At 41.9% G+C, this 26,125-nt stretch carries 20 protein-coding genes, 1 other RNA gene and 1 pseudogene; 17 read left to right on the top strand and 5 right to left on the bottom strand.

Going from position 1 to position 26,125, the window contains the following annotated elements; genetic code table 11:
- The first annotated feature begins 14 nt into the window (after window positions 1–14).
- From argG to MD536_RS07745, 8 genes are all read left to right on the top strand, one after another.
- Window positions 15–1,208, top strand: a complete 1,194-nt coding sequence (gene argG, locus MD536_RS07780; RefSeq protein ID WP_239597440.1) for an argininosuccinate synthase — start codon at window positions 15–17, stop codon at window positions 1,206–1,208.
- 71 nt (window positions 1,209–1,279) lie between these two features.
- The gene (argC, locus tag MD536_RS07775) at window positions 1,280–2,260 is read left to right on the top strand and encodes an N-acetyl-gamma-glutamyl-phosphate reductase (protein WP_239597438.1); all 981 of its coding nucleotides are present in this window, start codon (window positions 1,280–1,282) and stop codon (window positions 2,258–2,260) included.
- Window positions 2,261–2,306: 46 nt separating this feature from the next.
- A complete protein-coding gene (locus MD536_RS07770) occupies window positions 2,307–3,449 on the top strand; it encodes an aspartate aminotransferase family protein (RefSeq protein WP_239597434.1) in 1,143 nt (380 codons plus the stop codon).
- A 21-nt stretch (window positions 3,450–3,470) separates the two neighbouring features.
- Window positions 3,471–4,448: a Rossmann-fold NAD(P)-binding domain-containing protein gene (locus MD536_RS07765; RefSeq protein WP_239597433.1), complete on the top strand. Its 978-nt coding sequence runs from the start codon at window positions 3,471–3,473 to the stop codon at window positions 4,446–4,448.
- Between the two features lie 5 nt (window positions 4,449–4,453).
- On the top strand, window positions 4,454–5,239 hold the full coding sequence (gene argB / locus MD536_RS07760) for an acetylglutamate kinase (protein ID WP_239597430.1): 786 nt from the start codon (window positions 4,454–4,456) through the stop codon (window positions 5,237–5,239).
- Between the two features lie 44 nt (window positions 5,240–5,283).
- Window positions 5,284–6,405 (top strand): M20 family metallo-hydrolase, encoded by a 1,122-nt coding sequence (locus MD536_RS07755; protein WP_239597427.1) that lies wholly within the window; start codon window positions 5,284–5,286, stop codon window positions 6,403–6,405.
- Between the two features lie 9 nt (window positions 6,406–6,414).
- The gene (argH, locus tag MD536_RS07750; protein WP_239597425.1) at window positions 6,415–7,746 is read left to right on the top strand and encodes an argininosuccinate lyase; all 1,332 of its coding nucleotides are present in this window, start codon (window positions 6,415–6,417) and stop codon (window positions 7,744–7,746) included.
- 45 nt (window positions 7,747–7,791) lie between these two features.
- Window positions 7,792–8,946: a 1-deoxy-D-xylulose-5-phosphate reductoisomerase gene (locus tag MD536_RS07745; RefSeq protein ID WP_239597422.1), complete on the top strand. Its 1,155-nt coding sequence runs from the start codon at window positions 7,792–7,794 to the stop codon at window positions 8,944–8,946.
- A gap of 4 nt (window positions 8,947–8,950) precedes the next feature.
- On the opposite strand, the gene MD536_RS07740 is transcribed toward MD536_RS07745, so the two are convergent.
- Complete coding sequence (locus MD536_RS07740) at window positions 8,951–9,367, bottom strand: hypothetical protein (protein ID WP_239597420.1); 417 nt, start codon at window positions 9,365–9,367, stop codon at window positions 8,951–8,953.
- 128 nt (window positions 9,368–9,495) lie between these two features.
- Between MD536_RS07740 and rseP the strand changes: the two genes are divergently transcribed.
- On the top strand, window positions 9,496–10,845 hold the full coding sequence (rseP, locus tag MD536_RS07735; protein ID WP_239597418.1) for an RIP metalloprotease RseP: 1,350 nt from the start codon (window positions 9,496–9,498) through the stop codon (window positions 10,843–10,845).
- Here the strand turns inward: rseP and MD536_RS07730 are convergent.
- Window positions 10,838–12,703 (bottom strand): MutS-related protein, encoded by a 1,866-nt coding sequence (locus tag MD536_RS07730; protein ID WP_239597414.1) that lies wholly within the window; start codon window positions 12,701–12,703, stop codon window positions 10,838–10,840. The genes rseP and MD536_RS07730 overlap by 8 nt on opposite strands.
- A gap of 75 nt (window positions 12,704–12,778) precedes the next feature.
- On the opposite strand from MD536_RS07730, the gene ssrA reads away from it, so the two are divergent.
- The 5 genes from ssrA (at window position 12,779) to MD536_RS22150 (ending at window position 16,493) form a co-directional block, all read left to right on the top strand.
- Window positions 12,779–13,154, top strand: a transfer-messenger RNA (tmRNA) gene (gene ssrA / locus MD536_RS07725).
- 257 nt (window positions 13,155–13,411) lie between these two features.
- On the top strand, window positions 13,412–14,635 hold the full coding sequence (locus MD536_RS07720; protein WP_239597412.1) for a site-specific integrase: 1,224 nt from the start codon (window positions 13,412–13,414) through the stop codon (window positions 14,633–14,635).
- Between the two features lie 269 nt (window positions 14,636–14,904).
- A complete protein-coding gene (locus tag MD536_RS07715; RefSeq protein WP_239597409.1) occupies window positions 14,905–15,501 on the top strand; it encodes a phage integrase SAM-like domain and Arm DNA-binding domain-containing protein in 597 nt (198 codons plus the stop codon).
- A 389-nt stretch (window positions 15,502–15,890) separates the two neighbouring features.
- The gene (locus MD536_RS22155) at window positions 15,891–16,100 is read left to right on the top strand and encodes a tyrosine-type recombinase/integrase (RefSeq protein WP_369075802.1); all 210 of its coding nucleotides are present in this window, start codon (window positions 15,891–15,893) and stop codon (window positions 16,098–16,100) included.
- A gap of 78 nt (window positions 16,101–16,178) precedes the next feature.
- Window positions 16,179–16,493 (top strand): helix-turn-helix domain-containing protein, encoded by a 315-nt coding sequence (locus MD536_RS22150; RefSeq protein WP_369075799.1) that lies wholly within the window; start codon window positions 16,179–16,181, stop codon window positions 16,491–16,493.
- A 190-nt stretch (window positions 16,494–16,683) separates the two neighbouring features.
- Here MD536_RS22150 and MD536_RS07710 read toward each other — a convergent pair.
- The 3 genes and pseudogenes from MD536_RS07710 to MD536_RS07700 all read right to left on the bottom strand — a co-directional run.
- Window positions 16,684–17,252, bottom strand: a pseudogene (locus MD536_RS07710) (helix-turn-helix domain-containing protein); the annotation flags it as partial.
- A 518-nt stretch (window positions 17,253–17,770) separates the two neighbouring features.
- Window positions 17,771–20,200 (bottom strand): hypothetical protein, encoded by a 2,430-nt coding sequence (locus tag MD536_RS07705; RefSeq protein ID WP_239597406.1) that lies wholly within the window; start codon window positions 20,198–20,200, stop codon window positions 17,771–17,773.
- Window positions 20,201–20,229: 29 nt separating this feature from the next.
- Window positions 20,230–21,393, bottom strand: coding sequence for a hypothetical protein (locus MD536_RS07700; protein ID WP_239597403.1), 1,164 nt, complete (start codon window positions 21,391–21,393; stop codon window positions 20,230–20,232).
- A gap of 497 nt (window positions 21,394–21,890) precedes the next feature.
- Here MD536_RS07700 and MD536_RS07695 point away from each other — a divergent pair, with 497 nt between their 5' ends.
- From MD536_RS07695 to MD536_RS07685, 3 genes are all read left to right on the top strand, one after another.
- Window positions 21,891–22,139 (top strand): hypothetical protein, encoded by a 249-nt coding sequence (locus MD536_RS07695; RefSeq protein ID WP_239597402.1) that lies wholly within the window; start codon window positions 21,891–21,893, stop codon window positions 22,137–22,139.
- Between the two features lie 372 nt (window positions 22,140–22,511).
- Window positions 22,512–24,476 (top strand): DUF4365 domain-containing protein, encoded by a 1,965-nt coding sequence (locus MD536_RS07690; protein WP_239597399.1) that lies wholly within the window; start codon window positions 22,512–22,514, stop codon window positions 24,474–24,476.
- Between the two features lie 345 nt (window positions 24,477–24,821).
- A complete protein-coding gene (locus tag MD536_RS07685) occupies window positions 24,822–26,084 on the top strand; it encodes an ImmA/IrrE family metallo-endopeptidase (protein WP_239597397.1) in 1,263 nt (420 codons plus the stop codon).
- Window positions 26,085–26,125: the final 41 nt, after the last annotated feature.

Here is a 26,125-nt window from a genome sequence, read left to right as displayed (position 1 = left end):
ACTATTCTACGAAGATGACATCAAAAAAAGTTGTACTTGGATTTAGCGGCGGACTGGACACTACTTATTGCGCAAAGTACCTGTTTGAAGATCTGGGATATGAAGTGCATTCCATTATCGTAAATACAGGCGGATTTACAGAAGAAGAACTGTCTAAGATTGAAGCACATGCCAAACGTTTGGGAGTGAAATCACACACCAGTGTAAACGCAGTCAAAAATTATTACGATCGGATCATTCAATACCTTGTTTTTGGAAATGTCTTGAAGAATAATACCTATCCGCTGAGTGTATCCGCAGAGCGGCTGATCCAGGCCATTCATATTGCAGAACATGCAAAAAAGATGGGAGCGGATGCAGTGGCGCATGGAAGCACCGGAGCGGGAAACGACCAGGTACGGTTTGATATGGTGTTTCATATCATGATTCCTGATCTGCCCATCCTGACACCGATCCGGGATCTGCAACTGAGTCGCGAGGCTGAAATCGACTACCTCAAAGCACGTGATGTAGAAATGAATTTTGAAAAGGCACAATACTCGATCAATAAGGGTTTATGGGGTACCAGTGTGGGAGGAAAGGAAACCCTGCACAGCAAAGGCATGTTGCCGGAAGAAGCCTGGCCCACACAGGTAAGTAAAACCCAGCCGGAAGAAGTAGTGCTGCATTTTGAAAAAGGTCACCTAACGGGAATCAATGGCCGCAGTTATGATCATCCGGTGGAAGCCATCCAGGCATTGCAGGCGATTGCAGGTCCGTTTGGAATAGGAAGAGATATCCATGTAGGTGATACTATAATCGGTATCAAGGGGCGTGTTGGTTTTGAAGCTGCCGCTCCGATGATAATTTTGAAAAGTCATCATGCACTGGAGAAGCACGTGCTGACCAAGTGGCAACTGAGTTGGAAAGACCAGCTGGCACAGTTTTACGGGAATTGGATGCATGAGGGACAAATTCTGGATCCGGTAATGCGGGATATTGAGGCCTTTTTGCAGCATTCCCAGGAGACGGTAACAGGTGATGTATTTGTGCAGTTGCATCCGTACCGGTTCCAGATTATCGGAATTGAATCAAAGTACGATCTGATGTCGAGCAAGTTTGGAAGATATGGTGAGATGAACAGCGGATGGACAGGGCAGGATGTAAGAGGCTTTAGTAAGATTTTCGGTAACCAGACGGCAATCTGGAAGGCAGTGAATGGAGAGTGAAACGTCAGACGTGAAAAGTGAGAAGGGAAGAGGGAGGAAGGGAGGAGATACACAATTCAACAAACAGAACCATGGCAAAAATAACAGCAGGTATAATTGGAGGGGCGGGGTATACGGGTGGTGAATTGATCCGGTTGCTGATCAATCACCCGGGTGTGGAGCTGAGTTTTGTACACAGCAAGAGCAGCGCAGGAAAACCGCTCTATTCTGTACATGCTGATTTGATTGGAGATACAGAACTACTTTTCACGGATTCGCTGGAAACAAAAGTGGATTGCCTGTTTTTGTGCACGGGGCATGGTGAAGCGCGGAAATTCCTGGAAGCACATCCGCCGGCAGCAGGAACAAAAATCATTGATCTGTCGAATGATTTCCGGTTGAAGGAGCAATCAAAATTGGGCAACTGGAACTTCGTTTATGGATTACCGGAATTGAACCGGGAAGCCATCCGTAAGGCAAATGCCATCGCCAACCCGGGTTGTTTTGCAACAGCTATTCAATTGGGGTTATTGCCACTGGCCAAGGCAGGCTTGCTGGACGAAATCTATACCACTGGCATCACTGGTTCTACCGGAGCCGGTCAGGGATTGAGTGCCACTTCTCACTTCAGTTGGAGAGCAAATAATATCCAGGCCTATAAAACCCTGACGCATCAGCACCTGGGAGAGATCGGTGAATCCTTATTGCAGTTACAACCGGATAGTGATATCGACCTGAGTTTTGTTCCATGGAGAGGTGATTTTACCCGGGGCATCTTCATCAGTTCTACCATTCATATGGAGTTGCCTTATGAAGAGTTGCAGGCATTATTTGAAGTTTTCTATTCGGATCATCCTTTTACAGTGGTAAGTACCGGGCCAATCTATCTGAAACAAATTGTCAATACCAATAAAGCAATCGTACAACTAGAAAAAGTAGGTAGTAAACTTGTCATCCATAGTGCGATCGATAATCTCCTGAAAGGTGCAAGCGGACAGGCAATACAAAATATGAACCTGCTCTTTGGTTTGGATGAGTGCATGGGGCTGAGGCTGAAGGGAGTGGGGTTTTGAGGAAGGGAGGAAAGGAGAAATGGAGGAAAACTAAAAAACAACGAACATGAAATTATTTGACGTATATCCATTAAACAACATCACCATAACAAGAGCTAAGGGTGCACGGGTGTGGGATGAACAGGGGAAGTCCTATCTCGATATGTATGGAGGTCATGCAGTCATTTCTATAGGTCATACCCATCCGCATTGGGTAGAGCGAATTGAAGAGCAATTGGAAATGATTGCCTTCTATTCCAATTCGGTGGTAATCCCGCAGCAAAAGACGCTGGCTGAATTGTTGGGGCGTATTTCGGGAAAAGAGAATTACCAGTTATTCCTTTGTAATTCAGGAGCAGAAGCCAACGAGAATGCATTGAAACTGGCTTCTTTCCATACCGGTCGCAGAAAGATTATCGCATTTAAAAAAGCCTTTCATGGCCGTACTTCATTGGCCGTTGCAGCAACGGATAATCCGGCTATAGTTGCACCGGTGAATCAAACCGATGCTGTGATTTTTCTTCCATTCAATGATGTGGATGCACTCAAGGCAGTTTTTACCGCGCAGGGTAACGACATCGCAGCTGTAATTGTAGAAGGTATTCAAGGGGTTGGTGGAATTAATGTGGCAACGAACGATTTTTTACAAACCATCCGTGAATGTTGTGATGCCTATGGAGCTGTGTATATCGCGGATTCCGTACAGTGCGGTTATGGCAGATCAGGTAAGTTTTATTCTCACGATTTCGCGGGAGTAAACGCAGATATTTATTCCATGGCCAAAGGAATGGGCAATGGGTTTCCAATTGGAGCGATTTCCATTGCGCCCCACTTGCATCCCAAACACGGTATGCTGGGAACAACCTTTGGGGGTAATCAACTGGCCTGTGCTGCAGCAATAGCAGTGTTGGAAGTAATCGAAAAGGAAGGGCTGATCGCGAATGCGGCAACCATCGGTGATTATCTTATGCAATCACTTCGTGAAATTCCGGAATTGAAAAATGTACGGGGACGCGGATTGATGATCGGCTTTGATATGCCTGATTCGCATACAGATCTCCGTAAGAAACTATTAACTGATCATTTTATTTTCACCGGCGAAGCCAAACCGAATGTGATCCGCCTGCTGCCTTCCCTCGCATTAACCAGAGAGGAAGCAGATGAGTTCCTGGAGGCAGTTCGCAAAGAGATTTCAGTACCCGTGGGTTAACTCTATAAATTTTGACAATTCATGATGCATTTTACTTCTGTTCAGGATGTGCCGGATCTTCAGCAACTCGTGGATGCAGCTTTAGCGTATAAAGCGGATCCCTATAAGGATGAAAATCTTGGAAAGCGGAAACGGATCGGGATGTTGTTCCTGAATCCGAGTATGCGTACCCGTTTGAGTACCCAGGTAGCGGCACAGCAACTTGGAATGGAAGCGGTGGTATTCAATGTGGGCAGTGAAGGATGGGCGCTTGAATTTGAAGAGGAAGCCATCATGAGTGGAACTACTGTGGAGCATGTGAAAGACGCAGCTCCGATCATGGGAAAGTATTTTGATATTCTTTGTATTCGCACGTTTCCTTCGTTGAAGAACAAGGAGGATGATTATTCCGAATTGTATATCCGGCAGTTTATTAAGTATGCGGGCATTCCGATCGTGAGCCTGGAAAGCGCCACCCTTCATCCCTTGCAGAGCCTGACCGATATTATCACCATGCAGGAATACATGCGGCAGCCATCGAAAGCGGCAACATTTTCAGGGCGCAAGCCTAAAGTGGTATTGACCTGGGCACCGCATGTGAAACCGCTACCACAATGTGTAGCCAATAGTTTCGCTCAATGGGTAAATGCCTGGGGCGAAGCGGATTTTGTTATCACCCATCCGGAAGATTATGAATTATCAGAGGCCTTCACTAAGGGGGCACGTATTGAGTACAACCAGGAGGATGCATTGAAAGATGCTGATTTCGTATATGTGAAAAACTGGAGTACGTTTACTGATTATGGTAAGATTTATACCAACGATCCGGAATGGATGCTCACCAACGAAAAACTTGCGCTGACCAATGAAGCCAGGGTGATGCATTGCCTGCCGGTGCGTCGGAATGTGGAATTAAGTGATGAGATATTGGATGGACCGAATAGCCTGGTAACCACGCAGGCGGGCAACCGGGTATGGGCGGCACAGGCAGTATTGGCATCAATCCTTCGTGCTAAATAAGAGATATGGTTTTTGTTATCAAGATAGGTGGGAATGTGCTGGATGATCCAGCAGCATTGCAACTGTTTCTGCGCGATTTTGCATCGATTAAAGGACCAAAGATCCTGGTGCATGGAGGTGGCAAAATTGCTACCCGCCTGGGAGATCAATTAGGGATTGAATCAAAGTATGTAGATGGCCGGCGTATTACAGACGATGCTACCATTGACCTGGTAACCATGGTGTATGGAGGACTGGTAAACAAACAGCTGGTGGCGCAATTGCAATCCCTGAGTTGTAATGCTATAGGAATAACAGGAGCAGATGGAAACCTGCTGCCGGCCCAGAAACGTCCGGTTAAAACAATCGATTATGGCTGGGTGGGCGATGTGAAAGCAGATACCTTATCTGTTGATCGCTGGAAATTGTTGCTGGATAATGGAATGGTGCCAGTGCTGGCGCCACTGACGCATGATGGGGCTGGCCATATGCTGAATACTAACGCAGATACCATGGCGGCAACGATTGCGATTGCATTGTCGGCCCGCTATCCAGTGCGGTTGATCTATTGCTTTGAGAAGAAGGGGATATTGGAGCAGGTGGAGGATGAAACTTCGGTGATCCGGTTTATCAACCCGGTTTTGTATGCGCAACTGAAAGCGGAGCAGAAATTGTTTGCAGGTATTTTACCAAAACTGGACAATGCCTTTGATGCAATTGAAAAGGGGGTGCAGCAGGTGTTGATTGGGCATGCTGTTGATTTGTTACAGAATACGGGAGATGAAACAACCGGAACATTGATTTCTGCTTAATTTACCCGTCCGGTGGCACCGGACGGGTGAGGAAAAGAAAACGTATGGAGCAATTATTTGAGGAGGCAGTGGAGCTGTTGAGGCAGCTGATCAGGACGCCGTCCCTGAGCCGGGAGGAGCAGGGTACTGCGAAGCTGATTCGTGCATTCCTGGAAAACCGGGGAGTGGACGTGCATCAGCAATTGAATAATGTATGGGCAGTAAACCGCTATTTCCAGCCAGGAAAACCTACCGTACTACTGAACTCACATCATGATACGGTGAAGCCGAATCCGCAATATACAAGAGACCCGTTTGAACCAACTATCGAAGACGGAAAAATCTTTGGTTTGGGTAGCAATGATGCAGGTGGGGCATTGGTATCGCTGATTGCCTGTTTTCTTCATTTTTATGAACGAACTGATTTGCCGGTCAATTTGGTTGTAGCGGCAACAGCAGAGGAAGAAGTGTCAGGTTTAAATGGAGTTGAGGCCTTATTGAAAGATGCAATATTTTTATCAGTGGTACAAACAGCTGGTACCACGCCGTTCCACAACTGGTCGGCCATTGTAGGAGAACCCACCGAAATGGAACTGGCGGTATCGGAGAAAGGGTTGCTGGTGCTGGATTGCACAGTAACCGGAAAAACAGGACATGCAGCCAGGCAGGAAGGAATCAATGCTTTGTATAAAGCTGTAGACGCAATCAACTGGTTCAGAAACTATCAGTTTCCCAGGGTATCGCCAACATTAGGGCCGGTTCACATGAACGTGACCGTTATACAAACTGAAAATAAAGCACATAATGTAGTGCCCGGAACCTGCCAGTTTACGGTGGATATCCGGGTGACGGACGCTTATTCACACGAAGAAATTGTGGAGATTGTAAAGGATGCTGTGGACGCCGAAATTAAACCGCGCAGTATGCGAATGCGGGCTACGGCTATCGGTGATGCACATCCGCTTGTGATGACCGGTAAAAAACTGGGTAAAAAATCCTATGGTTCTCCTACCTGTTCGGATAAAGCCTTGTTGCCTTTTCCGGCATTGAAGTGCGGGCCGGGGTTTAGCGGAAGAAGTCACACTGCGGATGAATTCATTTACCTGGATGAAATTCGTGATGGCATCAAAACCTATATTGAACTGATTGAAACCGCGTTTCCTTTTTTTGAAGCATCAAATAGTTAAAACTGTAACATGAAACTCTGGCAAAAAAATACAGCATCGCTGAAGGAAGTAGAACAATTTACGGTTGGCCGTGATCGTGAGTTTGATCAGCAAATGGCTCGCCAGGATGTGCTGGGAAATATGGCGCATGCCATCATGCTGGAAGAAATCGGTTTGCTTACAACCAATGAAAAAGAGCAATTGCTGGCGGAGTTGAAAAAAATCTATGCGGTAGCTGAGAAAGGTGAGTTGTTTATCGGTGAAGGCATTGAAGATATTCACTCCCAGGTGGAGTTCTTGCTCACCCAGGCATTGGGGGATACCGGTAAAAAAATTCACAGTGCCCGTAGCCGAAACGACCAGGTGCTGGTAGACCTGAAATTGTTTCTGCGCGACGAAATTCAGGCGCTGGTGGAAGTAGTACAACCGTTTTTCGAATTACTTCAGGCCCAGAGCGATAAATACAAGGATCATTTATTGCCTGGATATACCCATCTCCAACTGGCCATGCCTTCTTCTTTCGGGCTATGGTTCGGGGCTTATGCAGAAAGCCTGGTGGATGATTTGATTACTCTGCAGGCGGCCTATGAAGTAGTAAATAAAAATCCATTAGGATCCGCCGCGGGATACGGATCATCATTTCCAATCAAGCGTCAACGGACAACCGAACTGCTCGGATTTGCGCAATTGAATCACAATGTTGTATATGCGCAAATGGGAAGAGGTAAGGCGGAACGTATTGTAGCTATGGCATTGGCCAACCTGGCCGATACCCTGGCGAAATTATCCATGGATGCATGCCTGTACCTGAACCAGAATTTCGGGTTCATCAGTTTCCCGCCGGAGCTGACAACGGGCAGCAGCATCATGCCGCATAAAAAAAATCCCGATGTGTTTGAGCTGATCCGTTCACATGGTAACCGAATCAAGGCACTGCCGAATGAGATCATGTTGATGACTACCAACCTGCCATCGGGGTATCACCGGGATCTTCAATTGCTGAAAGAACACCTGTTTCCGGCATTCAGTACGCTGAAAGACTGTTTCAAGATGGCGGGACTCATGCTTTCGCAGATCGAAATCCGCCCCAATCTTTTACATGATGAAAAATATAAATATTTGTTCAGTGTGGAGGAGGTGAACAGGCTGGTATTGGAAGGTGTGCCTTTCCGGGATGCGTATAAGCAGGTAGGCCTTGCCATTGAAAGCGGCAACTATCAATACCAAACCGAGCTGCAGCATACCCATGAAGGCAGTATTGGCAATCTATGCACGGATCAGATAAAAGAATCCATGGAGGCCGTAGTAAGCCGCTTCAATTTTAGCACAGTAAATGCCGCTGTGGAGCAATTATTACGTTAACTTGCCCATTCGTTGCCCCGGAAAGGTGCTTAATTGAACCATTACATGCAAAAACGTATCGCTATATTCGGATCCACCGGCTCCATTGGAACCCAGGCATTGGCAGTTATTGAGGCCAATCCACACTTGTTTACGGCAGAAATTCTGACAGCCCAGCAAAACGATGAATTGCTCATCAAACAGGCGCTTCAATTCCAGCCCAATATTGTGGTAATCGGGGATGAATCCCGCTACCAGAAAGTAAAACAGGCACTGGCCAGCACTGATATCAAGGTGTTTGCAGGAGAGAAGGCACTGGAGGAAGTCGCCGCACTGGATTGTTATGACCTGATGCTTGCGGGGATAGTTGGATTTGCGGGATTAAAACCTACGCTGCAGGCGGTTGAGCAGGGGAAACCAGTAGCCCTGGCCAATAAAGAAACTCTGGTGGTGGCGGGTGATATTGTGATGCAGAAAGCGATTGAAAAACGGGTGCCGATCATCCCGGTAGACAGCGAACACAGTGCGATTTTCCAGTGCCTGGTAGGAGAGAACCTGAACCCTATCGATAAAATAATATTAACAGCGTCCGGTGGCCCATTCCTTGGGAAGAAGCCTAATTTCCTGGTGAATGTAAAGCGGGATCATGCGTTGCAGCATCCCAACTGGAGTATGGGCGCCAAAATCACCATTGATTCGGCCACTTTGATGAATAAGGGGCTGGAAATGATTGAAGCAAAATGGTTGTTCAACCTGAAACCGGAGCAGGTACAGGTGCTAGTGCATCCGCAAAGTATCATACATAGTATGGTGCAATTTGAGGATGGATCCATTAAAGCGCAGATGGGATTGCCGGATATGAAATTACCGATTCAATATGCGATGGCTTTTCCGCAGCGGATCCTGAACCAGTTTCCTCGCTACGATTTCCGTAAACCGAATACACTAACGTTTGAAGAGCCGGATGTTAAAACCTTCAGAAACCTGGCACTGGCAACAGAGGCCTTGTATAAGGGGGGGAATCTGCCCTGTATCTTAAATGCCGCGAATGAAATTGCGGTATATGCCTTTTTAAGAAACAGGGTGGGATTCCTGGATATGACCGATGTGATTGAACGGACTATGAATAAACTCGAGTTCATTGCGGAACCCACCCTGGAACAATATTTTGAAACCGATGCGGCGGCCCGTGAGTTTGCCGCCACACTGATTCATTTGTGATTTTTTAATTGGAAACGATGTGTAAGGTGTCTGCCTGTAATAAAGTGGTACCATTATAATAACGCATTACATATTTTCCCGGAGTCATCAAACGGAACGTGAAAATTGTATCCTTAACGTACACGTTTGGCAAACAGGAAGGTTGTGGCAAGGCAGGATTGGGCTTGGAGCCGATGGCCTGCAGATCAAACTGGTTGGGGCCTGAATTCCGCGCATCCACCCCTTCAAATTTATAACATTGGTCAGGAGCAGTGACGCGCAGCTGGGTTTTAACTGTATCTCCTACTTTAGCTGTATCGGGAGTAGTAACATTGGCAAAGGAAATCGTTACCAGGACCCGCTGATCTGGTGGTAAGTCTTTGGTTTTCAAACAGGCGCTCAGGCTCAGCACCACGGCAGCGGAAAAAACTAATTTCTTCATGTATCGATGTTTAGGGATCATGACAAAGATGTGATTGCAAGCGTTGTACGAACAAAAAATTTATGGTTCCAATAGGGTTTTTTCCCTGATATTTGTCAACATTCATACATAGTACCTGACTGAAGTATATGATATTTTTAGCAATTAATTGGGCGGAAGTTGGTGTTAAAGCCGGGCAGTTTATTCTTTCTTTTTCCATCATTGTAATTCTCCATGAGTTGGGGCATTTTTTGCCGGCACGCTGGTTTAAATGCCGGGTGGAGAAGTTTTACCTGTTTTTCAATCCCTGGTTTTCCTTGTTCAAAAAGAAAATTGGCGAAACCGAATATGGATTGGGTTGGGTTCCTTTTGGGGGATATGTGAAGATCAGTGGCATGATTGACGAAAGTATGGACAAGGAGCAGATGAACCAGCCGCCGAAGCCCTATGAATTCAGAAGCAAGCCGGCCTGGCAGCGACTGATTATCATGGTTGGAGGAGTGATCGTGAACCTGATACTTGGATTCCTGATCTATGCCATGACTTTATGGTACTGGGGCGAATCCTATGTTCCAACTAATAAGTTTACCTATGGTATCGCAACAGATTCCCTGGCACAAAGTATTGGCCTGCGGGATGGCGATAAACTTGTATCGGTGGACGGTGAATATATTGACCGGTTCAATAAAATTCCTCTACGGGTGATCCTGAATGGTGCTAAAACATTTGAAGTAGAGCGCGATGGCAAACCTGTAACCATCTCTATTCCTGAAAGTTTTGCAGCAGATCTCATACACTATAAAGCCATTTCTTTTATCGATATGCGTGTGCCTTTCCTTGGCCTTGATTCAATAGCCGATACCAGTGCCGCGATGAAGGCAGGATTGCGCAAGGGCGACCAGATATTGACGGTGAACAACCAACCGGTACCCTTTTATCACACTTTCCGGCAATTGATACAAAAGAGCAAAGAAAAAACCATTGCGATGCAAGTGCTGCGGGGTACCGATACCCTGCAACTGAATGCAGCGATACCCAAGACCGGAACGCTTGGGGTGTATCCGATCTCCTGGGCGGATAAGTTTGAAGTGAAGGAAGTGAAATACGGTTTTTTTGAAGCAATACCCGCTGGCTTCAAGAAAAGTATTGAAACCCTTACATCCTACTGGTTGCAGTTGAAACTCATCTTCAGTGGAAAGGTGAATACGAATGAATCACTTGGCAGTGTGATTAGTATTGGAAAGATGTTTGCACCCGTTTGGGACTGGCAGCAATTTTGGGCATTAACGGCCTTTTTCAGCCTGGTACTGGCACTGATGAATATCCTGCCGATACCAGGGTTGGATGGAGGACACGCATTATTCACCATCTATGAAATTATTTCCGGCCGCAAGCCAAGTGATAAGTTTATGGAGTACGCGCAGATGGTAGGTATGGTGTTATTGCTTGGGTTGATGGCGTATGCACTGGGGCTCGATATCTTCCGATTGTTTAAGTAATCTCAATACCGATTTTTTTCATGAGGATACTGGCGTTCATGCTGGTGCAGATGCCTGTTTTCAATTTGTAATCAAAGAAAAGTTCTTCCTTCGCTACACTAACATCAAAGTGATAATTGCTAAGGGCGTTTGGATATTCTTTTTCGAGTTCTGTTAGGGCCAGGTCGTGTGTGGCAAGCAGGGCCGTTGCGTTTTGTTTCACCAGTTGGCGGATCAGCGCCTTGGAACCGGTTTGACGGTCCTGTGAATTGGTGCCGCGCAGGATTTCATCGAGTAACAGAAAAACGGGCTCTCCGGCATTCACAGCATCGATGATGGCTTTGAGCTTGCTAAGTTCCGCGTAAAAAGTAGAAGTATTTTCTTCAAGATTATCGGCGATACGCATGCTGCTCATAATGCGCATATTGCTGGTCGTTAGATGACTGGCAAATACCGGTGCACCGGCCATAGCGAGTACCTGGTTAACGCCGATGGAGCGCAGGAAGGTGCTTTTTCCTGCCATATTGGAACCAGTAATGAGCGCGATGGCGGGGCGACCACTGGTGCTGAACTCATTGGTAACACATTTACCGGCGGGGATCAATGGGTGACCGAGAGCGGCGGCAGTCCAGTGGCCGGGGATTTCACTCAATAAAGGAAAGGTATAACTCGGATGATTAAACGAAAATCGTCCAAGGCTGTTAAGCGCTTCCAGTTCTGCGATCGATTGAAACCATGCATGCAGGGCCGATTGATGATCATGTTTCCATTTTTCAAGTGCCCAAACCTGTTGGAGATCCCAAAGCAGTAAGGTATTGAGCGGGATATAAACCAGTGGATTATGCCGGTAGTCGAAACGGTCGAGAATCTGGTGGAGACTTTTTATTGCCCGGGAAGCGGAATGGGTACGAACTACGTGGCCTTTGGTGCCGGAGAAATCTAAGATCGTTGACTGCAAAGTTTTCAAGTGATCCGTTTCAAATTTGGCAGTTTCCACCCAATGAAGCGAATTGGAAAGAGAAGTTAGGGAGGGCAGAACAGCATCGAGTTTACGATAAATGGGGACAATGCCTTTTGAAATATAAAAAGCAATTGTCATCAGGAGAAGGATCAATCCGTAAAAAGGAGCGGAAGGAAGCTGATCAAAAAGATGTAAGACTAACAATCCAATGGCAAGGGTTGGCCAGGCATAGCGGAGCAGTTTCCACACTGTTTTTGGGAAATAGCCGGAAGGGGTAGCAGACCAATTCAGCACCTGGTTTCGGGTGGCATTCGGGATCGGTTGTTGGTGACCGTAGCCTTCGAATTGAAGGCTCCATGCCGGAAGGGAAGCAAGGTTTTTGGTGGCCTCCTGTCGGGCTAAAATGGTAGCAGTAGAAGCAGGTTCCAATAACCATTGGGCCAATTGTTGGTGGCCTGCTTCGCTGGTGGTACGATGCAGAAATTGAAAGAGGGATGCTTTACCAAAGAGATCCAGATCGCCTGCATAGGGATGTTTCGGGGGAGCCAATTCATTCCCCTCAAACCTATGCAGAAACTTGTGTTGGGCGATGCGGTTTTCTTCATTTGTAAGCCGGATCATTTCGGAAAGCAGATTGATCCGATCGGTCAGTTGCAGGCTGAATTTCACGAGAAATAGGAAGATAGCCAGTGCTACACAAAATAAGAGGCTGAGCATCAGTAGTGATTCGGATCGAAACTGGTAAAGCAGGAAAGCAGCCAGACAAATAGTGATAACCCTGGCAATTGCGATGCGGTTTCTTTTTTGCGTAAGCGCCTGTTTTTCTTTGTTAAGCTGTTGATAAAAGCCGGAATAGAAGCTATTGGGATCCTGTAACATAGCTGTGAAACTAGGATAAATCTGTATCTTTGGAATCATGAATTGAGAATTATGAATTAAGAATTGGACTATCAATAATTCATACTTCATAATTCATACTTCTCAGTTCCGTTGGGGGCTGTACTGGTTTCGACAGCGTAGTTCTTTGAGAGTGTAAGCATGTCGTGCGTTGGATAATTAGCACGTAAATCTGAATACCCGAACTTCAAATGGCAATACACAGTATGCCATGGCTGCCTAATCAGTGATTAAGTAGTCATTAGGGCCGCGTTGAGCAGGTTGACCTGTTACCAAGCTCCGCCGCCGACTCAAAACCAAACACAGGTTGCTGTTCAGGAAGGCTGTGACCTGAACAAAAGACTATTCAGCTAAGGAAGGAATCGGTTGGTTGTTTTCCTGTTCTTTCCCGACAATTAATAAGCAACTAAACATGTAGAAAGCTCTTGACGGATATGTTTGGACGGGGGTTCGACTCCCCCCAGCTCCACTTTTTAGTATTAAACACGGTTAACTACCGTGTGGAAAGCTCACAAAACCTAGTATTTGCGGGCTTTTTTCATTTTTAGCTGACCTCACTTTACCCCGCTTTACCGAAAAGTTCATTGAACGATTCATTGAACTCATACCGGGCTTTACCTGAGTTCAATGAATCTTATACAACTCGCTCTCTATTAACACTTTGTATCGATGCATGTAGATTTTTACTCATGTATCAAATCTAATTTTACAACCTATAAAAGAGGTGTTATGGAAAAGAGTTTTGGACTATTATTTTTTCTTCGAAAATCGAAGTCTACCCTTGAAGGAGAGCTGCCCGTTTACCTGAAAATAACCGTGGATAGGACCGCGGTAGAAATCAGTACAAAGCGACATTGCCACCCTGAAAAGTGGAACAATGCATCGGGGCGCATGAAAGGTAAAACGGATGCGGTAAGAGAGTTTAATGCCTATCTGGATACGTTAACACAAAAGGTATTTGAAGCGAAGCGGCAGTTGATTGAAAGCGACAAACCAGTAACGGCCCAGGGTATCAAAGCCCTGTTATTGGGCACTGAAACGCAGCGACGGAAAGTAATGCTTATGGAGATGTTTCAGCAGCATAATGAGAAGATGAAGGCGTTGGTGGAGCATCAGTATGCTCCGATGACTCTAAAGCGATATGAAACTGCGCTGCGACACACCCAGGCATTTATACAATGGAAATTTAAGGTTCCGGATATTCCTATCCAAACAATGGACTATGAAATGATTTGTGATTTTGAATTCTGGTTCAAAAGCGTACGCAAGTGTGACCACAATACCACCATGAAATACCTGAGTAACTTCCGTAAGATCGTTAATCATTGCCTCAAAAGCGGTAGGTTGCCCAAAGATCCATTTTATGGATTTAATATGGGGAAGAAAGAAGTTCGAAGATTTGCTTTAACTGAGCATGACCTACAGAAGATTGAAACTAAAGAGATAGCAATAGAACGGTTAAGAATTGTAAGAGATATATTTCTGTTCAGTTGTTATACAGGGTTGGCATATGTGGATGTAAAGCAGTTAAAGGCCTCTGAAATCATCGTGGGGATAGATGGTGAAGAGTGGATTGTGTCCCAACGACAGAAAACGGCCGTTCCAACTCGAATACCCTTACTTCCTAGCGCCAGAGCAATAATTGATCGGTATCAACATCATCCTCAATGCAAACTCAATGATCAGGTGCTTCCTATTCTTACGAATCAAAAGATGAATGCGTATCTAAAAGAAATCGCGGACATCTGTGCCATACAAACCAACCTCACATTTCATATTGCCCGTCATACGTTTGCGACAACTGTTACACTAAATAATGGGGTACCTATAGAAACGGTTTCAAAAATGTTGGGACATCGGGACATTAAGACGACACAGCAATATGCAAAAATCCTGGATAGAAAGGTAAGTGAGGATATGAAAATTGTTAGGAAAAAATATTTACCGAAATAGGCGTGCGGCACATAGAAAAGGCCAAGAAGGTTTATGGATTATTTTGTTATTCCCACTTATGAATTGAAATGTAGCATTGCTGGCGTCAATACTAACTTTAAAAACAACCCGTGCACAATTATTTTAAAGGAGTGTAGTTGAGAATTGGTCGTATAATTGTTTAATTGGATGCGTGGTCTTTAATTGTGATCTTCTTAATAGTGCATGGGATGGCGCCAATAAATGCTTCTTTTTTGTCACGATATCATTCGGTCCAGTCTTTGGTGCTTATGGAACGTAGTTTTGGGTTGTTTTTCTTCTTGAGAAAACATACCGATTCAGCAGGAGTAGGCAATATTTACTGTCGTATTACGGTGGATGGCAAGTCTGTGGAATTGAGTTTGAAAAGGACTTGTAACATTGAGAACTTGAATTCGCAATCCAGCAGATTGAATGGCCGATCGGATTCGGTAAAATCCCTTAACGCCTTTTTGGATGCCATGCAGCACAAGATTTACGAGGCTAAACGAAGCTTACTAGAACAAGGTATCATCTTAACACCGGAAGCCATTAAGGCCTGTGTACTGGGGGAGGATTATGAAAAATCTACAAAGAAAATACTGGAGATTATTCAACAACACAATGACCAAATGAAAGTGCTGGTTGGAAAGCAATATTTCCCGGGAACTTTGCAACGCTATGAAATATCGTTACGGCATACGCAGTCATTTATAAAATGGCGCTATAAGAGAACGGATTTGGAACTTCATCATTTAAATTATGAGTTCCTGACTGAGTATGATTTCTGGTTAAAATTTGTACAGAACTGTGGGCATAATTCAACGGTAAAATACCTTTCCAACTTTCGTAAAAAAATAAATCGTTGAATCCGGTATGGCTGGTTACAGAAAGATCCTTTTTGATGCTTTGAAATGAGACGTAGGGAAGTTGGTCGTACAGCATTAACGGAATTTGAGTTGGAAATGCTAATTCGAAAGGAGTTTGAATTTGATCGGCTCAATCAGGTTTGTGACATATTTTAATTTAGCTGCTTTATCCGGCTTTCCTATGCAATTGTCGAGAAATTAGAACAATCTGAAATTATTACAGGTGTGAATGGGCGGCCTTGGATAGAAAGCAAACGTCAGAAAACTAAGATAACGGTCAGGATTCCATTATTAAAACCTGCCAGAGAAATTCTGAACAAATATTCCGAAAAATTTCAGGGTAGGAGTTTATTGCCAGTGTTAAGTAACCGAATGCCTATCAAAAAGAGATATCCATTTTAGCTGGAATTGAGAAGAGCCTAACTTATCATATTGCCCGGAATACATTTCCGACCACTGTAAACTTAAGTAATGGGGTGCCCATAGAAACAGTTTCGAAATTATTGGGCCATCGCACGATTCGAACTACCCAGCATTATGCAAAATTGTTAGACAAAAAAATATGCACCGACATGCAAATTCTTCAGGATAAATATTAATAGAATTTTTACAGCTAAAATTAGGATGTTTGAGGTTTATGATCTTATATTTAGTTAACTCAGTGTAAATGATTTGCTATGGGTGAGAGTAATGTGAGAGGGAAAGCGGCAATAATTTTCAGTTATGATCCTGAAGAATTCCTGGAGGAATTACGAAAATTGATTAGAGAAGAATTTAGATTCGCTGTGACGGTTTTTCAATCAAAACATGAAAATATATCGAATCGGTCTGCCGAAAATGAATTAATGAAGGTTCGGGAATTATGTCAATTTTTAAAAGTATCTAAACCGACAATTTATGATTGGATTAAGTGCGGAAAATTGAGACCAATTAGGATTCAGAGTAGAATTTATTTTTTAAGGAAGGATATAGATCAGTTATTAAAGTCATAATTCAGGTTATTATGCTTATCCTCAGTAAAAAGCCATTGAAAAGTAGTTTGTAAAATATTAAGTAGAATCCTATTGTATGCTAAACCGAAAAATGCTATCAAAACTCTATTGTTAAATATTTTATTAATCGATCAACAGTTACTCAATACCTAACTATCAAATTACTTAGCTGGACTACAAATAATTAATTATCAATAAATGTCTGTTGGTATATCCGCCCTACACCCTTGATATTTCCAACATAGTAGGTATCCTGTGATCCCAGGTAACCCGGGTGTTCTGTCTCAATTTCACCATGGGCTTCCCGTTGCTCTTTCTTACGCTCCAGTGCCATCATTTGAGCTTCAGTAAGAACAATGCCTTCCTGGGCCATACGGGCTTCAAACGCCTTTAAACGCTTCGGGAAAGTCTCCAGGTCATGCCGTTGCCATACATATCGGATACCCGCTGGAGAAATGAACACACCGCGATTTTACGCAACTCATTACTGGCTCTTAATTGCCCCAGCGCTGGTTGATCAAAGGCGATCTGTAAAACTGCTTCCTCAATCTCAGGGGCTACCCGATTCTTTGGATTTGGCTTTCTGCGGCTTATTTCCTGTAAGGCCAACTCTCCACCAGTATCGTGCAGTTCTTTTAACCGGTAAAAGCTATCCCGGCTATAGCCCATGTACTTACAAGCTTGCGTAACGTTGTTTAACTGCTCGGCTAATTGCAGTAAACCTAACTTTGTTTTGATTAACTTAGTTTCTACTTTCATTTCTGACATTTTTAAGGGGTTAAACTTTGGTTTGTAGTTACTCTGAAGTTAACTCTAACTGTCAGATTAAGTCGTAACTAATACAGTTTATTGCTGAATTCATCAGCAACCCATTTAACATTTAACCACAAGGACTTGTAGTCCCGATATTCAGCCTCTGCTTATAGGATGCTGTAAATGCATATTACCTGATCAAAATATTCTTGGATAGTTTAAATTTATTGCAAGTAAAAAAACACTTCTGAAGACAAATGGTAGTAGGAATTTCCCTTCTGGATATTCTTTACTTTCAAAAGTAAAAATTGATAATTTTTACTCCCTCTAAAGGCCTATTTCCGAAGTGCTGCAAATAGGATTTTGTCCTGCTCAAGCAAACTGCTGCTGCTTAAAGATAAAAATTTGATGATATGCACATGGCTAAATAAATAAGTTCAAGCTGGATATGCTGCCCAACAGAATTACAACAGTTGAAACACGTCAGCCTGCATTTTGGCAATACTCATGTTAGTGAAGTTTACTTATCGTCTATGGGTTTGATTTTTACTTTTTATTTTATCTATGTCAATTTCCAATTCTTTTGACCGCTGTGGCCAAACAAAATGTGTGTCCTTGAAATTCGCTGCTTCCCAAACATTGTCGAGATATGATTTATATACTAAGCATCTTTCAAGTCGTTGTGTAATGTCAAAAGTGTTTATTATCTTTCCTCTTGTGTCTTCGTCAAATATTGAAACGTCAACAATTATTGCGTCAATATACGTGAATGAGTTTACTAAAAACGACAAGTGATAAATTCCACAACTTGTAGCCCTAACCATTAAGCTTTGATTGTTTGTGTTTAACGAGTTTCCTTTTTGAGATGTCTCAAAAAGCCCTTTTGAATACATAAAGTTCAATGCTCCATCAATTTGTGTCGGAATAAATCCTTGGCTTTGCATGTAAGAGTAAAGGTCATTGACAGATATAAAACCTTGGTTACGGTTGTTGGTAGTGTAATCATTAAGTATCCCTAATATCAAAGGGATGATGAAATGCTCTTTTGTATCGTAAGTCCTAACTTCAAATAAGTTTACAATTTCTGAACTGTTTGGGTTGTAGTATATATTATCGCCGAAAATTACACTCCTAAGAAGTTCATGAACTGGAACAATATACATCCCTTGTGATTCTGTAATTCTTAAAATCTTTTCTGTGTCGACATGCCCACTACCAAAATATTTCTTTATTAGTTCAATTGCCTTTCTGATATTTCCATTTGAAATATTATCTAAAAATGGATACAAGTCTCTGTTCCTTTCAAGAGAATCTTTGAATGATTGAATTAGTTTATGAAGTTTTGAAAAGCTCGTTTTTCCTTCAAGCTTACTCAATACAATTTCACCATTAGTTATTTTTTGAGCAAAAGCTAATCGTTTTTGGATAACTTCATCAATTCTTGGTGGTGCGATAGTAAATGCTTTTGTATGATAGCCGCTTAATGCACCATCTATTTTTTTTGTGCGGTGAAAAGTTTCAGGTCTTAAACAGACGAACACAATAACCGGCCAGTCAGTTGCAAATTCTTGTGCTACCAAAAATGCTGTCTCTTGGTCTTGGTCGTTTCTTTGGTCGCAATTATCAATGAAAACAATAATTTGCTTTTTGTGATTCTTGCTTATGTATTCAAGCGAATTTTTTATATGAGTAATATCGTCAGCTACGAGATTTGATAAGAATTCTATTTCTTTTTCGATGGCCCTTATTTTATCAATTTCGTATAATTTTTTTACAGTGACACTTTTTTTAAAGTTTTCTAACTCAACAAAATAAGCGTTTCGTACAAAGTTGTCCTCAGAAATGTCAATTTTATATATGTCACGTAGTTGGTCTTTTATGAGTTTTATAATTGCCTTTCTGACATCTAATGTTATTATAGCTTTAGAACCTAAGTCAATTTTAAAGGTCAAGGATTTTTCAAAAACATTAGGGGCTTCAACCAACAAAAGGTTATCAATGAATGTTGATTTTCCTACACCAACATCACCAATTAATAAGATTGGTCTTTTACTTAGGCTGTTTGCAAATAATTCTACCAATTCGCTTGAAACCCCCTTTTTATTTGCAACTTGTTCCAAAGTTGCTTTTTTGTCATTTGATTCAAATAGATAATTGTAACGGGATGAAAGTATTTGTTTGCTAAGAACTGAATACTGCGATATAGACCCACTTTTACAGTAACAGTCTTCAAGAAATTCCTTTTCAATACTTTTTTCTTTTATTACATCTTCTAAAACCAAATCACTAATTATTTCTAATTCTGTTTGAAATGGGTTTCGATTTTTTATACCAGGATAATCAGTAATTGTAGAAGATAATTTGGCAGGCAGTTGCTCCTCAGTACCTCCTAATATTTTTTTTGTTAAATATTCTTCCTGAAAACCCGTTTTTGATAAGCAACTCCAAACTTCACTATAATTAGATAGAAAAGAGTCAATTGAAGGAACTACAAGTGCATCGCCTTCAAGTGGTCGAACTGAGTCGTTACGATTAGCTAAAAATGCAACAAATTGCCAACCATTTGATACAACACCAACCTGAATTCCTCTTTCATGACAGTAATGACTAACTTGTATTAAAGCTTTTTTGAATTCTGGATTATCCTTGCAAAGAGACTTTAATGGATAAATTATTTTGTGTTTACCAGCTGGAAGCTCAAAGTAATTTCCCACTTTTTTGGCTTCCCAAACTGCAACGGGTCTAAAAAGATTTAGTTTGTAATCAGCATAGTGTTCATTAACGACATCTTCATTATTTATGTCCTTAGGTTCCCAACCTAAACATTTTGTCAAAATAGTATCAATAAACCTAAAACGTGTGTCCGCTTCATTAAAATTTATAATATCTAATGATTTAAATTCTTCATTAAGTCCTTCTAATATTTTTCTTCCTTCTTCGTATGTTTCAATCATTGTGTGTTATTTTCAATGTTGTAGAAATTTTATTCTCTTATTTCCTTACTGTGCGTCCGCTTCACATTTTTAAATAATCCTAACTCTGATTTAATTGAATTTGCTATTTTAATAAATTTATCATCTAAGTCTGGAATATGAATGTAATGAAAATCAAATGAGATAACGTCTTCCTTTGTTCTATAAATTGAGACTCCAATTATTATTTTAGCTTGGGGAAATTCTGCTCTTGCAACGATACATCGTAACCCTAATTCAGAGTCTTTTGATTCCCAATTATTTTCAGTTACTCTCATAAATACATAAGTATGTTCTGCATTTCCATATGGGGTTAGCATTCTGGATTTCACATTATTTTTTATAGCATTTTCTATAGCTAATCCCAACTTTATCCTGTTGATTCTCGGTTCAAGAGCAATTATTCTTATAGCTTTTTCAAGATTATTTCTATTTTCTTTGGTTTTATATAAGTCCTTGTTGTATAGGAAGAAACTTTGAATCATAATATCAAATACGTAACTAACTTCCTTTTCCCTTTCCCATTTTAAATATTTTTCGCTTTTTACATACTCTTCCCATAAATTTTCTCCTCCTAGAACAATATTTTCATCAATTTCAAATTTTAATCCTGTCTCTAAATAAAGAGCCAAAAAATCTGTTTCAAATGGGACTAGTATTGTGTTTTTTTCTGAAAAGCTTTGTTTCTCTACAAGGTAGTTAGTAAAATCTGTGATGGTGTCTAGTTCTTTTAAAATTGTCATTGTTGAATTTTCATCAAATACATTAACGAATCCTTTACCAAAATGACCTGTCGGTAAAGGGAAATGGGGTTTACTACCAAATGCAATAGCTATTCTGTAAATTATTCGTTTATTCTTTGGTGGTAAATCAACGGTATAGTCTGCGTTTTTAAGTTGGATTGTGTCTACAGAGTTTATATATTTTTCGGCTCCGTAAATTTGAGAAACTGATTCGTGGATTGCCTTTTTTACCCATCTGGTATAAACATTTGTTTCGTCTTCGTGTTTTGAAGGTTCTATATCCTTCACTGAAATTATGATAATATGCTTGTCACAGATAACTAATAAGTCGCAAAGTTCATTATTTTTTTTCCCAATAGGGCTAGGGAAACTCCAAAATGGTAAAAACGACTTACTGCATAAGTCCGATACGAATTTTTCTGATTTTGTCATTTAGAGAACTGTATTAGTAATTTTCCTACAGCATTGAAGCATTGGGTGTTGCGGCATTCTTTTTCCCGTCTGCCTGGTGCCTCTGCTGATTAAAGATACAAAAGCTCATTGTTTATTCAATTACTTGGCGTAATTCGTCGGTTCGAACTAAAACCGGATAGCGAACAAAATGCCTATATTAAATTCGCCACCTTGTCATATTGCAAAGCCCTTATGCTATATAAAGTAGACGTTCAGATTGGTAGTAGTCTATTCTGTAAGCAGGATAGCTACAGTAACTTTGATAGTTAACCAAACATCTAAACGTCCTATCTAAAATTACAGCCAATTTCGAAAATCAGACCATTTATGTGGGTCTGGACGTTCACAAACGGAGCTGGAATGTTGGTATATCCTGGGAGATATGTTTGTCCAGAATATATACCAACAGCCCTCTCCTGAAATCCTTTACCTCAATTTCACGACACATTTCCCTGGGGCTCCCTATCAATGTGCCTATGAAAGCGGAAAGTTTGGGTATTGGATTCAGCGCCAGTTATCTGAATTGGGGATTATCTGCCTGGTCGTTAAACCGGCTGATATTCCTTCTAGCTTTGGATGAAGTCTATAAAACAGATAGCCGCGATTCACATAGTATTGCCCATGGGTTGGCCAAAGGGGAGCTACGCGGAATCTATATCCCTCCACTTCATCAGGAAGCTGACAGAAACCTGATCCGGCAACGTAAAAAATCTGGCTGGAACTGAAACGTTTTAAAAACCGGGTAAAGGATTTTCTTGATTACAACGGAATTAATCTGCCTGAAAAATTTGACAATCTTAACTGGAGTCGAAATTTTATCACCTGGTTCTTAAGTCTGGCATTTCCCGTTGAAAGCGCTAGCCGGACCCTTCAATATCAGGTCCGGGAAGTGGAGCTTCTTCGAAATGAACTCCTGGCGATTAGTACCGCCTACTTCGTTCTGAAACCGGAATCAGACCTCTAACTCAAAGCATTCCAGCTAGTCTTAAGCGTACATTATGTATTTTGGATTAAGTGGCTTATATTTCTTAAATGCCAGTTCTTTTTGTACCACAAAAGATGATTTCAGTCGCTAACTTGCAACAAATAGATACCGTATGGCTTATAATGATCTGCCAATTGTCGATCGATCAGCCGCAAATTGCGAGCGAAGTGTACAACAATTGAAACGCTTTCTGAATATGCAGTCGGGATTTATTCTCAGGGAGGACATCCCTGACTATGGATGCGATTTTGATGCAGAACTGGTGCTGGAGGATGGTCGCGCTTCCAATCAACGGTTTCCGATACAAATCAAAAGTGTAGCAAAATTAAAGTTGATCGGGGATGGGAGATTCATTACATATTCTTTTGAAACATCAAGACTCGGTTACCTGATGCGCAGAATGCCGACCGGTGGTATCATAGCTATTTATTCTGAGGATCAAGAAGAATGTTATTTTGAGTATTGCGATCGTATCTTCCAGCGGATTACAGAAGAAAAGTTATTTAATGACTGGCAGTCCCAGGCGCAGGTTAATATACATATACCGGTTTCCAATAAATTGACCTCGGTAGCTGCCAAGGAGCTGCATCATACGTTTAAAAACCGGTTTGTGCAGGCAGCGATGATGCAAAACTCTATGGGCCTGAGTTACGGATTGCCTTCAGTTCTCTCTGATAATCCGACACCGTATGATTTTAATAATATTGACCAGCTTAAAATGTTCCTGAGGAAACATGGTATTCTACTTTTTAATAAACATGACATCCATATTATATACGGTTTGATTTCACGAATACCTTTAATCGAGCTATATGGTAATAAAGAGTTGTTGCTAATGGCGGCGGTTGCCTATGGAGAAACAGGAATGCATGTTGAATCAAGGATGTTTGCTTCAAAGTTATCCAAACACGAGCTGACGGAAGAAATGAAGCTGATTTTGCGTTTTGTAGAAATGAAAAATGACCTGTCATTGGGTTATCTTGATAGAGATAAATTTATCCAAGAGTTGGAGGAATTATTGAAAACGGCCATCGATGATGAAAACAAAATAACCATCGAGATAAACCTCATTTATTTCAAACTGACAAAAAAACAAGCACTCGAGCCATTACCTCCCGATATTCTGCTGCATATAGACAAGGTCTTTGCAGAAATCGAACAACTCTCAGTTTCGAACCGAAAAAAGGCATTGCTTTTATTATGGAACGCTGAAAATTTGTCCTGTTTAATTACTATGATCGGTGCCGATTCACTAAGTTCATTTGCAATACGGGAGTCTATGAATGGAAAGGTTCTCTTAACAGAGCGGGAAGCCGCGACAACAAATCTTGTAGCTTTGGAAAACAGGTTCAACAATTTGCTGCGTCGCATCAATAAAGAAGCAGTAAGCAATTCGGATAAAGTATTAAATGCACATATTTTCAGCCTAGATGTCAAACACTTTATTTTTTCGCAGATAAACTATGTTTCCTTGGACGTGCCAGTGCACACCATGGGCAGGTTTCCAGAGAGGATATTGGGTAAGATTGCCATCGCGGAAAACACTTGTAATGCATTTACACAGTTAAATATGCCTAACTACGCTTATGAAAATTTATGCAACATGATTGATCTTGTGGAGCTAGCGGAGGAGGGATATAATATAGCTACGCCTTATGATAAGAAAGTACTTTACGATACTAAAGAGAAGTTTGAGGCACTGCAATGTGTATCGTCACGTCCGCTTATTTTCTCAGGAATGATTGCCCGAAAGAAACAAGCGCAGGAGAACCTCGACACAGAGAATGCTATGGTGTTAAAAGACTTAAATGATACTCAGTTGGAAACATTGGCTCGTAGTACACTTCACTCATTGGGATTGCCCGAAGATTGTCTTCCATACCTGTTGCACGAAATGATATCTTACCGATTGTTTTATCAACGCTGTACAAATGCTGATATTGAAGTTATAACAGAGCAAAATTTTATCAACCCTTATACAAAGAAAAGTCGTTTCATACTACGGAATAAAACGACAGGCATTTTTTCCGCTCCGCATTCCGATTTGGACACGTTATTGACGACATGGGGATTGTGACAGCTAATTGTCATTTATTGAGTGAATTTGATGAGCGAATATAACGTGTAGTTGTCTGATTATCAAATTCTTATAAATCTAGAAACAGGATACAAACCTTATACTGTAAATTCCGATGGTCCTGACCCCGGTATTCCGGGTGATGTTGACCCATCGGGGGGCATATTGTAGCGGAATAACAGTGGATAAAAACAGCCCAGAGGGGGTGAATAATTAAATTACATAATTTTAGCCTGATCCTGCTATAGCTGGATTTTAGATACCAACCACCCCCGCTGTCAAATATTTGATTAATCACTATGTGCACATTTTTAGTCTAAACTTAAATAGCAACAGATATTAGATATGAATACAGTTGCAAAAGGTGACTCCCTGGAAGACCAGGTATTTTACACATTGAAGGCTTTGCTGGAAAGAGAACAACTTGCTTTTCCCGGTAATCGAAGTCAGATCTTTCAGAAAAGGGCGTATCATTCCGAAAGCCGAAAGGGCAATATTGTTTTTGATATAGCCATTGAGGTGTTCCGGCCCGGGGCAACTGAATATAGCATACTAGTGTTGATTGAAGTCAAGAACTATGAAAAAAAAGTGCCTGTTGATGATATTGAAGAATTTGAATCTAAGATCCGACAAGTGGGAGACCACAATACTAAAGGAATTGTAATAAGCCGATCAGGATTTCAAGGGGGGGCGGTGAATGTGGCGCTTTCAAAAAAAATTGGGCTGGCTCGCATAGGCTGCGACCAGGTGCTCGATTGGATAGCAGAGCGCAAGGATACTGCCGACTGGATTCGGCAATTGAACTTTGTAAAAGGGCAGCTGATAGCACCAGAGCTAGAACGGACAGGATTCTTTGGGGTGGACGGATATGATTGCTTTATCAGTTTCGGATCTTGGCTTGAACACCTTGGTGTGATAAGTAAGTTTGAGCTACCGGAATCGCTACTGCAAATTCCGTATTTAACCGCACAAGATATTGATGAGCGGATTAATTCGCTTTCGCTACAACAATGTTATAAAGGTGGACTGCTGGACATGGATCTGTTATGTGAATCTATTTCTGGTTACTATGATGTGGCTTTCGAATTTACACGTTCACTTGGTGCTGGATTATTAGGTAAGATTGAATTTGATCCACTGGTGATTTATGTTGAAGCGGAGCTTCTAGCAGACATACATCGATGGCGTTTTACACTAGCTCATGAAATAGCCCACTTGGCATTGCACTATCCGTTACTTGCACCATATTATAATGGTCGCCAGGAAACCATTGCTTTGTTTGGCTTACCAAGTCCGCTAACTGGAAAAATGACGCAACGACTCGAACGGCAGGCAAATATGATGGCTGCTCAGATGTTACTACCCATAGGCCAGTTCGGAGAGTTTATCTTGCGTTACTTCAAAGTCAATGGCATTCACCGGGGCTACATGTTCGTTGATCAACAGTCATGTAACCAAGTTGCTTTATTCAACCTGTTAACTGCGATCGAGAAGCGTTTTTGCGTTTCTAAAGAGGTAGCCAAGATACGGCTACGAGAACTAAAACTGCTTAAAGAAGTTAACTGCCTTGGGATCGGTGATCACCTGCGGAATGAGGGTTTTTTGTAGTTGTATCGTTGCCAATTTGACTTTTCAAGATTTTATTTTAA

This window comes from Flavihumibacter cheonanensis, from assembly GCF_022352215.1.
Lineage (GTDB): Bacteria > Bacteroidota > Bacteroidia > Chitinophagales > Chitinophagaceae > Flavihumibacter > Flavihumibacter cheonanensis.
This window is presented reverse-complemented; position numbering and strand designations above follow the sequence as displayed.